Source organism: Pectinatus brassicae, assembly GCF_014201835.1.
Taxonomy (GTDB): Bacteria; Bacillota; Negativicutes; order Selenomonadales; family Selenomonadaceae; genus Pectinatus; species Pectinatus brassicae.
Window position 1 is genome coordinate 1 of record NZ_JACHFH010000005.1, and the last position, 12,122, is coordinate 12,122.

The 12,122-nt window shown below is 35.7% G+C and carries 15 protein-coding genes; 7 read left to right on the forward strand and 8 right to left on the reverse strand.

The annotated features are described in order from the left end of the window. The first annotated feature begins 143 nt into the window (after positions 1 to 143). A complete protein-coding gene (locus HNR32_RS02690) occupies positions 144 to 428 on the forward strand; it encodes a hypothetical protein (protein WP_183859416.1) in 285 nt (94 codons plus the stop codon). Between the two features lie 44 nt (positions 429 to 472). On the opposite strand, the gene trhA is transcribed toward HNR32_RS02690, so the two are convergent. Beyond that, positions 473 to 1,114: a PAQR family membrane homeostasis protein TrhA gene (trhA, locus tag HNR32_RS02695; RefSeq protein ID WP_183859418.1), complete on the reverse strand. Its 642-nt coding sequence runs from the start codon at positions 1,112 to 1,114 to the stop codon at positions 473 to 475. A 300-nt stretch (positions 1,115 to 1,414) separates the two neighbouring features. Here trhA and HNR32_RS02700 point away from each other — a divergent pair, with 300 nt between their 5' ends. Both HNR32_RS02700 and HNR32_RS02705 read left to right on the forward strand, forming a co-directional pair. After that, complete coding sequence (locus HNR32_RS02700) at positions 1,415 to 2,356, forward strand: AEC family transporter (protein WP_183859420.1); 942 nt, start codon at positions 1,415 to 1,417, stop codon at positions 2,354 to 2,356. Positions 2,357 to 2,416: 60 nt separating this feature from the next. After that, positions 2,417 to 3,175, forward strand: coding sequence for a tRNA threonylcarbamoyladenosine dehydratase (locus HNR32_RS02705; protein ID WP_183859422.1), 759 nt, complete (start codon positions 2,417 to 2,419; stop codon positions 3,173 to 3,175). 75 nt (positions 3,176 to 3,250) lie between these two features. Here HNR32_RS02705 and HNR32_RS02710 read toward each other — a convergent pair whose 3' ends face one another. The 4 genes from HNR32_RS02710 to HNR32_RS02725 are packed head-to-tail and all read right to left on the reverse strand — an operon-like array spanning position 3,251 to position 5,110. Next, on the reverse strand, positions 3,251 to 3,748 hold the full coding sequence (locus tag HNR32_RS02710; RefSeq protein WP_183859424.1) for a cob(I)yrinic acid a,c-diamide adenosyltransferase: 498 nt from the start codon (positions 3,746 to 3,748) through the stop codon (positions 3,251 to 3,253). A gap of 14 nt (positions 3,749 to 3,762) precedes the next feature. After that, positions 3,763 to 4,191 (reverse strand): nucleoside-diphosphate kinase, encoded by a 429-nt coding sequence (ndk, locus tag HNR32_RS02715; protein ID WP_183859426.1) that lies wholly within the window; start codon positions 4,189 to 4,191, stop codon positions 3,763 to 3,765. After that, positions 4,184 to 4,717, reverse strand: coding sequence for a gamma carbonic anhydrase family protein (locus tag HNR32_RS02720; RefSeq protein ID WP_183859428.1), 534 nt, complete (start codon positions 4,715 to 4,717; stop codon positions 4,184 to 4,186). Before HNR32_RS02720 ends, ndk begins: the two co-directional genes overlap by 8 nt. Positions 4,718 to 4,729: 12 nt before the next feature. Further along, the gene (locus HNR32_RS02725) at positions 4,730 to 5,110 is read right to left on the reverse strand and encodes a universal stress protein (RefSeq protein WP_183859430.1); all 381 of its coding nucleotides are present in this window, start codon (positions 5,108 to 5,110) and stop codon (positions 4,730 to 4,732) included. A 109-nt stretch (positions 5,111 to 5,219) separates the two neighbouring features. On the opposite strand from HNR32_RS02725, the gene HNR32_RS02730 reads away from it, so the two are divergent. Further along, the gene (locus tag HNR32_RS02730; protein WP_183859432.1) at positions 5,220 to 5,369 is read left to right on the forward strand and encodes a hypothetical protein; all 150 of its coding nucleotides are present in this window, start codon (positions 5,220 to 5,222) and stop codon (positions 5,367 to 5,369) included. Between the two features lie 76 nt (positions 5,370 to 5,445). On the opposite strand, the gene feoB is transcribed toward HNR32_RS02730, so the two are convergent. The 3 genes from feoB to recJ form a co-directional block, all read right to left on the reverse strand. After that, positions 5,446 to 7,335, reverse strand: coding sequence for a ferrous iron transport protein B (gene feoB, locus HNR32_RS02735; protein ID WP_183859434.1), 1,890 nt, complete (start codon positions 7,333 to 7,335; stop codon positions 5,446 to 5,448). Positions 7,336 to 7,376: 41 nt separating this feature from the next. After that, on the reverse strand, positions 7,377 to 7,631 hold the full coding sequence (locus tag HNR32_RS02740) for a FeoA family protein (protein WP_183859436.1): 255 nt from the start codon (positions 7,629 to 7,631) through the stop codon (positions 7,377 to 7,379). Positions 7,632 to 7,762: 131 nt separating this feature from the next. Next, complete coding sequence (gene recJ / locus HNR32_RS02745) at positions 7,763 to 9,733, reverse strand: single-stranded-DNA-specific exonuclease RecJ (RefSeq protein ID WP_183859438.1); 1,971 nt, start codon at positions 9,731 to 9,733, stop codon at positions 7,763 to 7,765. Positions 9,734 to 10,040: 307 nt separating this feature from the next. Between recJ and HNR32_RS02750 the strand changes: the two genes are divergently transcribed. The 3 genes from HNR32_RS02750 to HNR32_RS02760 all read left to right on the forward strand — a co-directional run bounded on the left by HNR32_RS02750 (position 10,041) and on the right by HNR32_RS02760 (position 12,068). Beyond that, on the forward strand, positions 10,041 to 11,162 hold the full coding sequence (locus tag HNR32_RS02750; protein WP_183859440.1) for an MGDG synthase family glycosyltransferase: 1,122 nt from the start codon (positions 10,041 to 10,043) through the stop codon (positions 11,160 to 11,162). Between the two features lie 44 nt (positions 11,163 to 11,206). After that, positions 11,207 to 11,482 (forward strand): FtsB family cell division protein, encoded by a 276-nt coding sequence (locus HNR32_RS02755; protein WP_183859442.1) that lies wholly within the window; start codon positions 11,207 to 11,209, stop codon positions 11,480 to 11,482. Positions 11,483 to 11,609: 127 nt separating this feature from the next. After that, positions 11,610 to 12,068, forward strand: coding sequence for a S1 RNA-binding domain-containing protein (locus tag HNR32_RS02760; protein WP_183859444.1), 459 nt, complete (start codon positions 11,610 to 11,612; stop codon positions 12,066 to 12,068). Positions 12,069 to 12,122: the final 54 nt, after the last annotated feature.

The following is a 12,122-nucleotide window of genomic DNA, read 5'->3' on the forward strand; positions in this document are numbered from 1 at the left end:
CTACGGGGATAGCCTGTGGAGATAATGTAAGACGTGTTTTTTGCGCAACTATCTATGAAGCAGGAACCCCGCGACTTTAGTCGTGGGAGGTTCAGTTTAATACAGCCTTTATAGACATTGATAAGAATATTTTTGCTAAGGCCATGGCGTGTTTTAAAAATCCAAAATCATTTTTTGAAAAAGGCGATAGCAAAATTATGGCTGATATTTTATTAGAACAGCTAAAAAAATTAGCTATGGATTATATTGAAGTCCAGCAAGAACGTCTTGACGAGTTTTATATTATGGCTATTAATAAAGCTGTAGATATGCTTAAGGAAAATATCAAAGAACAGTTTGCCGATTATTATGTAAGTCTGCTTACGGCATTAGAAGGAAATATTGATATTGCGGTATTGCTAAAAATAAAAGAAGAATTAAATAGTTAAAAATAAGGTGCTGTTTACGAAGTTATGTAAACAGCCCCTTTCCTTTATGATAATGGCAGAACATATTTAAAAATACTTATGAAATGTGATATACTGCCGCCTAGTACAAATAGATGCCAGACAGCATGATTATATGGTATCTTTTTATTAAGATAAAAGATGGTGCCAATAGTATATAAAATACCACCAGCAAGCAGCCAATAAATGGCGGCACTTGGCAATACGGCTAACAGTGGTTTTACCATGATGACAGCCAGCCAGCCCATTATTAAATAACAAATAGTTGAAAAAATTTTAAAGCGTTTAACAAAAAATACTTTAAAAACTATGCCGACAATGGCGATGCTCCAGACAATGGCAAATAATGTCCAGCCTAATGTGCCATGCAGTGATAATAGGGTGAAGGGAGTGTAATTACCGGCAATCAATATGTATATAGCTGAGTGATCAAATATTTTAAACAGTGATTTGATATGTTCTCTTTTAAAGCTATGATAAAGTGTTGAAGCTAAATACAAAAGTATTAGGGAGGTACCGTAGATAACAGCTGCGATCATATGCCAATGACCACCATAGATATAGGCACGGGCTATTAAGAATATTAAAGCTAAAACGGCTAACCCTGTACCGATGCCATGCGTGATGGCATTTAATTTTTCTTCTAACACTGTATTTATTTTAATCATATATATACCTTCTTTCTTAGTTATATCATAAAAAAAGTGAATAACATTCATTTTTATGCTATTATACCATATTTTAAGAGCTGCATTTGAATTTAGATAGCCCGAATAAAAAAATAAAACCGTAATAAAATGCTAAAATCAAACTATAATAATGATATTTGGCGATAATTTAGTTTTTTTCTAGTTTGACTTATTGCTGGTTTTAGAAAATATTGCAGCAGCTGTAAATGGAGAGTATAAATAAGCAGAAATTTGGTGTATAGTATTAATATAATAATGTAAAAGTGAGTGATGCGGGATATGGATAGTAATTTTGTCGTTGCGGTAGGAGCAGTAGTTCCCATTTTTTGTTTGATGTTTGTCGGTGTTATGGTAAAAAAATATCAGCTGTTAAATGCAGAAGAACTAGTGCATATTAATCGTATGGTATTTAAAGTGTTTTTTTCAATTATGATGTTTTATAATATTTACAATACGGATTTAGCGACAACATTTCAGCCTAATTTAATAATTTTTGCGGCAGTGGCATTGTTTGTTGTTTATATAATTGCTTTTTTAGGCATTGTGTATTGGGAAAAAAATGATAAGCGGCGTGGTGCGATGATTCAGGCTGTTTTTCGCAGTAATTTTGTACTATTAGGAATTCCACTTGTAGGCAATATTTTTGGTGATGATAAGATTGCTGTAACAACGATGATGATTGCTATAATTGTTCCATTATATAATATTTTAGGTGTTTTTACGTTGGAGACTTTTCGTGGCCATAAATTTTCTTTTTTACCGATTTTTATTCAGGTACTAAAAAATCCGATGATTGTTGGTGCTATTGTTGGGGCATTTTTTTTAATCGCAGGAATTCCTGTACCAAAAGCAGTATTAAAGCCTTTAGGTCAAATAACGGCAGCGACCAGTCCACTGGCACTTATAATACTTGGTGCTTCATTTCGTTTTGGCAGTACTAAAACACATCGTCCGCAGCTTATCTTTTGTATATTGGCAAGATTGATTATTGTGCCGGCAATTGTTTTGACAGCAGCTGTTTTTTGTGGTTTTCGCAGTGTGGAATTAGTAACGTTGGTCAGTATTTTTTGTACACCATGTGCCGTAGCATCATTTGCTATGGCGCAGCAAATGGATAGTGATGCAGAATTAGCGGGCAACTGTGTGGTGTTTACATCAGCCTTATCCTGTATAACAATTTTTGGCTGGATTTTATTATTAAAATCGTTAAATTTGTTCTAAATAAATCCAACTAGTGTTATAATGATTGAGTAAAATATAAAAGCAAAGGATAGTATAAATATGTTAAATCAGTTCTCCCGTACGGAATTATTATATGGGAAAGAAGTTTTGCAAAAACTTAGTAATAAAAAAATAGCTGTTTTTGGTGTTGGCGGTGTTGGTGGTTATATAATTGAAGCGTTAGCTAGAGCTGGCGTTGGTCAGCTTGATATCATTGATGATGATAAGATATGTCTGACTAATATTAATAGGCAGATATACGCTTTATATAATACTATTGGTCAATATAAGGTTGATGTGGCAAAAGAACGGGTTAGTCAGATAAACAAAAAATGCATTGTTAATGCAATAAAGATATTTTATTCGCCAGAAACATCTTCTCAGTTTGAGTTTACACAATATGATTATGTGGTTGATGCTATTGATAGTGTTACTGGCAAGATCGAACTTGTTGTGCAGGCACAACAAGCAGGCACTAAAATAATAAGTGCGATGGGAGCCGGTAATAAAACTAATCCGTTGTTATTTGAAGTAACGGATATTTATAAAACATCAGTTTGTCCTTTGGCTAAAGTTATGCGCAAGGAATTAAAAAAACGTAATATAGAACAGCTGAAGGTAGTTTATTCTCAGGAAAAACCAGCTGTGCCTATTGAAGATGACAGTAATAGTTGTAAAAATAATTGTGTTTGTCCGCCGGGCACGGCAAGAAAATGCACACATAAAAGACAGGTTCCGGCCAGTAATTCTTTTATACCACCAATTGTTGGGCTTATAATTGCCGGTGAAATAATAAATGAAATAGCAGATTGCAAATAATTATGAAAAAACTCCGCTGATGTATAGCGGAGTTTTTTCATAATTATTATAGCGTATATTAAAGCAGAGAATAGTTTAATTTAATTCTTCTAAGCGCATCAATAAAAAGCATAAATCTGACAAGCGATTTAAATATAAACGATTGCGGTCAAAGACCATTTCCTGCTGGGCTAGATCAAGAACACGCCGCTCAGCGCGTCTGGTAGCAGTTCTGGCTAGATCTAAAAATGAACCGCATAATGTTTGACCAGGAACAATAAAAGCGGTCAATGGAGGTAATACGGCCTCTATTTCGTCAATAAGATTTTCAATCATATCAATTTCTTTTTGCTGGATACGCGGCTGGGTATTTATGCTGGCTAAATCAGCCATTAAGGCCATGTTCATTTCTTGTAAAAATTTAATGTTTTCTTTTATTTTTTCTTTTTGTGATGAAGCGCGGGCTAAAGCTAAAGCAGAGTTAATTTCATCAACGCTGCCATATGCTTCTACGCGAGGGGAATTTTTATCTACTCTTTGGCCTGTATATAGACTTGTTTCACCTTTATCACCAGTTTTAGTACAAATTGACATAGTGACACTCCTTGTTAGTTATCAAAAATTTCTGCTTCCGAAAAGAATATGTGGATTTCTTTATTGGCAGTTTCAGGACAGTCAGAAGCGTGGACAACATTATGCGTCTTGTCAGTAGCAAAGAGCTGACGAATTGTACCAGCTTCAGCTTTACTAGGGTCAGTACAGCCATGCAGCTTTCTAACCCGGTTTATGATATCTTCGCCTTGCAATACAGCGGCGACTAAACGCCCTGAGGTCATAAAATCTACAAGACGGGTGTAAAATTCTTTACCAATGTGTTCTTCGTAATGTTTGGCGGCTAGTTTCTCGTTCATCCAAATCATTTTCATAGCTAAAATGTTAAAGTTGTTTTTTTCATACATTTCTAAAATTTTACCTATTTGAGAATTTTTAACGGCATCTGGTTTTATTAATATAAGTGTTTTTTCAGTATTATCCAATTGGCTGCATCTCCTGTTTTTGTAGTTGGTACATCTTAGCTAACGAATGATAGTTATGTGCTGATTGATGTATTGCTTCAATTTCATCTTCGTGCAATTTGCGGTCAATCTTATATGGTGATCCTGAAATTATGGAATTGGCAGGTAATTTCGCATTTAAAGGAATTAAGGTACCGGGCATAATAAGACTGTTTTCACCCAATGTTGACATTCCGAGCATTATTGAACCCATACCAATTATGCAATTATTGGCAATCTGGTCACAATGAAGAACCGTATTGTGGCCGATAGTGACATAATCACCAATTATTGTTGAACGATTTTTCATAACATGAATAGTAGTATTATCTTGAATGTTTGTATATTGACCAACAACAATAGAACTCATGTCTCCCCGTAATACGGCATTATACCAAATGCTGGAGTTGTCGCCAATGGTGACATCACCAATAATTACAGCTGTCTGAGCAATAAAAACATTTTTGCCGATTTTGGGTGTTTTGCCATCGAAAGAAATAATAGGCATATTAAACACTCCTTATTTGACAACCATTACTGGTATTTTAGAGATTTCTACTACTTTTTGGCTTTTGCTGCCAATGAGAGCACCTTTGAAAAGTCCTAGTCCACGACTGCCGATTACAATTAAGTCAGCTTGTTCCTTTTCGGCTAATTCGACAATTGTTTTATGCACAGAACCACTTTCAACATGTTTTACAGCTTTAATGCCTTCGGGTAATTTTTTCCAAATGGCATCAAAAATCAGGTCACTAGGGATGTCTTTATTGATATGGCTTGCGACATAAACAAAATCGATTTGAGCACGACTTTTTTCAGCTAATTCAATAGCTCTGTCAACTGCCTTACATCCATCTACTGAGCCATCAGCTGCAACTATTATTTTTTTTATTTTTTCCATAATGGCCCCTCCTATAATATATTTACTATTCTTATCTTCGTTAAAATATAGCAAAATCCTTTTAAATAATAAATTTATTTTATAATTTAATTAAGCTGGAAAAGAGAAAATGTCATCAGCAGGTTTGCTGATGACATTTTTGTTAATTTTTAGTTTTGCCTTGGTGGCAAGCACTGCAACCACCGCAGCTGCCATTACTGCTGCAGCAAGAGCTTTCACCCTTAAAAAAGTTGCAATAAATGTGATAGATTCCGTATAAAAATGCGGCTAGTAATATAGCGGCAATGATGTATGTGGCTATTGTTCCAGTAAGAGTCATAGTAAAATCCTCCTAATTAAAATCCTAACAGGCGACCTGCCTGATAGACAATAAGTGAAATAAACCAAGCAACAAGAGAGGTGTAGGCAAATGCAAACAGCATCCATTTCCATTTACCAGTTTCTTTTTTTATAGTACCAAGTGCTGTTACACATGGTGAATAAAGCTGGGTAAATACCATAAAAGAAAAAGCTGACAAGGCGGTGAATGAGCCGCCTAGAGCGGTCATCATCTGGTTGGCAGCAGCTGCTGTATCGTCAGCAACATCACCAATGTTATAGAGGATTCCCATTGTGGAGATAACGGCTTCCTTAGCAACAACACCGGTGATCACAGCTGAACCGGCCTGCCAGGAATCAAAGCCCTGTAATGCGAATAAATGTGATACACCAGCACCCAGATAAGCCAAAAAGCTTTGTGTCATTTCATCAGTGGGACCACTCATATTGTAATTGCTTAAAAACCAAATTAAAACTGACATAGCAAAGATAATTGTTCCAGCTTTGACCAGATAGCCTTTACCTTTATCCCATGTTTCCAGGAAAACGGTCTTCATATCGGGAATACGATATGGCGGCAATTCCAATAAAAAAGTACTTTGTTTATCCTTAAAGGTAGTAACATTTAAAACTTTAGCCATTGCTATAGCCATTACTATACCAATTATATACATAGAAAAAACTATATTGGAAGCATTGTTTGGGAAAAATACGGCAGCAAATAATGCCATTACTGGTAATTTTGCACCACAGGTTAAAAATGGTGTAACAAGAATAGAAATCATACGGTCTTTTTCTGAGTCAAGCGCGCGTGCGCCCATGATAGCAGGAACACCACAGCCAAAACCCATGATAAGAGGCATTACCCCTTTACCGGTAAGTCCGGCCCGGCGCATTACAGGATCCATAACAAAAGCAACACGTGCCATATAACCGGTACCATCAAGAAAGCTTAAGCAGAAAAATAAGGTAAAGATTAAAGGTACAAAGGTTAAAACACTGCCTACACCAGCAATAATACCGTCAACAATAAGTGACTGCAGCCAGCTGGCTACACCAATAGAGGCTAGGGTATTTGCGGCTACTCCGGAAAACCAGGTATTAAGCAGAAAATCAAGTTCATCAGCAATCGGCTGGCCTATCCAGGTGAAGGTGATTTCAAAAACACCATAGAGCATAAGAAGCAGTATGGGAAGTGCAATAAAACCGTTGGCTAATACACGGTCAATTTTTTCGGTTACACTGCTGCTGGCAACATTACTTGTATCAACTATTTGGGCAATTATTGTATCGATTAAATTATAGCGGAGGGCAATAATTTGTTCTTCACATTTATCAGGATCTAACTGATCTTGTTTGATTTTTTCCACGGCAGCAATATGATTATCAATAAGTTCGCTGTTTTTATAATTGTGCATGACCGTTGAAGTGAAAATACTCAATAATTTTTTGATGCTCTTGTTGCTGCGGCCTACCGTTTCTACAACAGGCATACCAATTATTTCGGATAATTTATTGGTAGAGATTTTTAGGCCGCGTTTATTTGCTTCGTCCATCATATTCAAATCAATCAATATGGGAATGTGGTGTTCTAATAATTGCAAAGTTAAAAATAAGTTACGTTCTATATTTGATGAATCGATAACATCGACTACGATATCAGGTCGTTCATTGAGAAGGTAATCAATAACGATTTGTTCTTCAGGTGAACGGGCATTTATACTGTATGTACCTGGTAAATCGACAATGGAAATTGCTCGATTATCATATTTGGCATAGCCAGTTTTTTTATCGACAGTAACGCCCGGCCAATTGCCTATTTTTTGGCGAATGCCGGTTAATTCATTGAATATCGTTGATTTTCCCGTGTTGGGATTACCAGTAAGTGCTACGGATAATGTTGACATTTTATTCCTCCAAATTAACTATAAATTATTTGAACTGGTAGTTATAAAGCAGCTGTTGAGACAATAATTTTTTGCGCATCAGCCAGGCGCAAAGATAAATTATATGAGCGAACACTTATGGCCATAGGATCACCTAACGGAGCACTGCGTAAAACTTTTAAGGCAGTGCCGGGAACCAAACCCATACTCATAAGACGCTCTTTTAATGGGGAGGGTTCCAGATATTCGATTTGTACGCGCTGTCCAGGTTTTATGGCAGCTAAAGTAATTTTTTCTGATGAAAGATTAGTGGACATAGTATCACTCCTAATATTGCTATTGATTTTAATTATCATTACAATAATATAATACAGATAATGATAATGATTGTCAATAGCGAAATAAAAAAGCCGCACTTAAAATATAAAGTGCAGCCTTCAGGATATAATTATTTATAGCGTTTAATAAAAGTGGGGGAAGAGTAAAGACTTTTTTTGCCGTTTAATTGCAGCGGAAGCGATATTGTATTATTGGCAGTATCAAATACTATAACGCCAATTTCTGTTAATACCTGTAAACAATATTGTATTAAGGAAATATCAATTGTCGGGGAAGACGTTTCGTGCTGGTAAATTTTTTGGAGATGTTCTATATTGGCTGAAATAATATTGTTGTTAGCTAGGAGAAATTTTTTTAAAAACAAATAAAAACTGCCAATAGTATCATGTTCAGGATATAGCGAAGTCAGCGGAGTGGTTTTTATATCTTTGACAATGAGCTGAATATATTCTTTATCGTTCCAAAGATTTATCTCAGGCTGAAAGACTAAATCCATTTTTTTGTTGGCAATAACAGCTGCATATTCAGCCATATTCCAAGCTAATACGGTATAATTTTTTTGTTTATCGTTAAAAATAAATTTGAGATGCTCTTCATTACGGCCAATTTGTTTAACTGATTGAGGAATGACCGAGGTGCAAAGAAATAATGGGGCAGGATTGCCCATACCAAAAGGCTCCAAAACAGCAATATCATCAATGAGTTTTTTGGTAATCATATTTGGTGAAATAACTTTAGTGATTTCAATAAGCGGCTGTAAATCTTCTGGCTGCAAATTTTTTTTGGCATAATTATTGAAGAGTTTACGGAAGTCATCTATAGCAGAAGGTTTTAGAGATAGACCAGCTGCCATGGTATGTCCGCCAAAGGCTAATAAATTTTCTCGACAGTTTTCCAGAGCAGCACAGATATCGAAGTTTTTGATGCTGCGACAGGATCCTTTGGCAATATCGCTATCAATACTTAAAACAATGGTCGGACGATAATATTTATCAACAATGCGTGAAGCTACAATACCGATGATACCAGGATGCCAGTTAGTACCACCAACAACAATGGCGGCATCGTCATGGTAATGCTGTTTTTCTATGATCGAAATTGCTTCATTAAATGTAGCTTCAACCATGTCCTGGCGCAGTTGATTTTCTTCGTCAAGTGTTATGGCTAAGGCGTGAGCCTGGTTTTTATTATTGGCTAAGAATAATTCGACGCCAAGGCGGGCATGCTTTAGCCGACCAGCAGCATTTAAGCGCGGACCAATTATAAAACCAATATGACCGGCTGAAATATTATCCTTATCGAGATTACATACATTGATTAATTCCAATAAACCTATATTAGTTATATTGGCAAGACCTTCCTGGACAAATTTGCGGTTCTCACCTAACAATGGAACAATATCAGCGACAGTGCCCAAGCTAACAATATCTAAATATTCACGATAAATTTCGTGATGAATAGATTGCCAAAGAGCCTGACATAATTTAAAGGCAACGCCCACACCGGCTAAATTAGTATCAGGATATTTGTTGTCAGAACGTTTGGGGTCGATAACAGCAATTGCTTTTGGTAAAATTTCGCCAGGAAGATGGTGGTCGGTGACGATAACATCCATATATTGACTGGCATATTCAAGTTCCTCGACTGAACGAATACCACAGTCAACAGTTATCAGCAGCTGAACTTTATCGATGAACTTATCAATAGCTTCTTTATGAACACCATAACCTTCAGTTTGCCTGTCAGGTAGATAATAAGAAACATTAGCGTTTAATTTTTTTAGTGTTTTGTATAATACGGTAGTTGCTGTTATACCATCAACATCATAGTCACCAAATATCATAATATGATCATTATTTTTGAGGGCTAATTGTATTCTGTCAGTACCTTGCTGCATATCCGGTAAAAGAAAGGCATCATGAAAGGGCTCTCGGCGGCTGTTTAAAAATGTGCGCGCTTGGTCTAGTGAAAAGCCTTTTTTTATAAAAACTGCTGCAATAATTGGTGATATATTTAATTGTTTGGCAAATGTCTCTTGTGCTTCTGGGTTTTCAGCTAATATCTGCCATCTTTTTTGCATAATAATAAGTCTCCCTGGAGTCAATAAATTTGTTCTGATATAGTATAACATAATATTTTATGATAAATTTATTTTACACAATTAAAATGATATGATAAAATACAAAATACATAACCTGTACTATGTCTAAAATGGCTTGATAGAATATGAGCCTATAATATAGTGTTTAGTAATAACCGCTGCCTTGAGCAAGCGGTTATTTATCGGTTTTAGGTTAGTCAATTTAAATTTATGGATAAAAGACATCATATACGTAGATATGTCAATTCTGCTTTTAAGTTAAAGCGGGTTGGAGGAAAAGTCAGATATGACACAGAAGAATATTCTTATTGTTACCGCATCTATTGGCTCAGGTCACAATAAAGCAGCAGCGGCAATAAGCAATGAATTAAAGACGAGATATCCTGAGGCACATATAAGTGTAGTTGATTTTATGTCTCCGGATACAGCATATTTAAATGATTTATTAAAAGAAATATATTTAAAGATGCTCGATTTTGTTCCTGGATTGTATAAATTTTTATATAGTTTTACAGCAGGACCGGTAAAAGGTACATCAGTTCAAACTTTGCTGGCACATTTTATGAAACATAATATGGCTTCGATAGTTAAAAAACATCAAGCTGATATTATAGTTTGTACGCATCCTTTTCCTTGTGCGGCAGCGGCATATTTAAAAAGTAAAAATGAATTGGAAGCAAAATTATTTACCGTGGTAACAGATTTTTGCCTGCATCAAATTTGGATATATAAAAATGTCGATATGTATTTTGTGGCCCATGAACAGTTGGCGCGCGAGCTTTATGCTAAGGGGCTTGATAAAAATCATGTGACAGTAACAGGGATTCCTATAAATAGGAATTTTACACAGGAATATGATAAAAAAATGCTTATCAAAAAGTTTGCATTGCAGGAAAATATGCCAATTATATTAATAATGGGCGGTGGTTTAGGTTTAGGTGGCGTGCAGACAGCACTAGAAGCTTTGGAAACATTGACTGTTCCCATGCAGATATTGGTAGTAACAGGTGCTAATGTGGCCCTGTGGTCGGAAGTTAATTCATATGTGGTTCATTCCCGCCATTCTATAAAAGTGTGGGGATATTCTCATAATATTAATGAGCTGATGGCGATTGCTTCACTGTTAATCAGCAAGCCGGGAGCACTTACAACCAGTGAGGCTATGGCAATGGAACTGCCGATGGTATTACAGACACCAATACCGGGACCGGAAGCAGAAAACGCTGATTATCTGGTTAATAATGGTGTGGCTGTTTTGATACAAAAGCAGGAACAAATAAGCGATATAGTAAAAAATGTCATAAATGATCCGGATCGACTTGCATGGATGAAAGAGAAGGCCCGAGAGTTGAAACGGCCAGATGCTGCACAGAAGATCGTTGACGTTATTGCTTACTATATGGAATAAACTGTTAGCAAACTATGATTAAAGGTTTTTAGGGAAGTGAAATTATGAAAAAACGACAATTGAATATTTTTACAGTCGTTTTTATTGCAATTATCGCTTATTTTTCTTACATTGCTATCAATCAACAAATGTATATAAGTAATGTTTCCAGCGAATATCAAATTGCTCAGCAAAAATATGATAAGGTAATGCAGGAAAATCAGAAACTAAAAGCCGAAAAAGATGCCTTGCAAAATCCTAAATATATTGAAAAGATAGCTCGTGATGAACTGGGGATGACTAAAAAAGGTGAAATTCCCTATGTGGCATCAGACAAGTAAAAGGATATTTTGTTATATAATTGAATAAAAACAGGTATATTTGTCTTTTGTTATCTTGACACTATTAATAAACAAAGGGTATAATACCATTAAAATGGCTTAATTTTAAGGAGGATTTAGTAAATTTATGTCAATTGAAGTTGGCAGTGTACTTGAAGGTACAGTAACGGGAATTACAAATTTTGGTGCGTTTGTTGAATTACCCGAAGGAAAAGTAGGTCTGATTCATATATCTGAGGTTGCTGATGTATATGTTAAAGACGTAAAAGATTTTCTCAAAGAAAAAGATAAAGTTAAGGTTAAGGTTTTAACTGTAGATGGTAATAAAATCGGATTATCGATAAAGCAACTTCAAGAAAAAAAGCCTCCTCAACCGGTTGCACAGAAAAGTAGCGCTGCTCCAGCCAAATTTGCGCCGCGTAAACCTTTTAAAAATGATTTTCGTCGGTCAAATAATTATCCAGGCACTACCACTTTTGAAGATAAGCTTTCTCAATTTTTAAAAGATAGCGATGAAAAATTGACGGATTTGCGGAAAAAGACAGATTCCAAACGTGGTGGCCGCGGTTCACGCCATTATGAATAAGTTATGATTTTTCAAAAGCACTCTTACAAGGGTGCTTTTTGTATGTTGATGGAT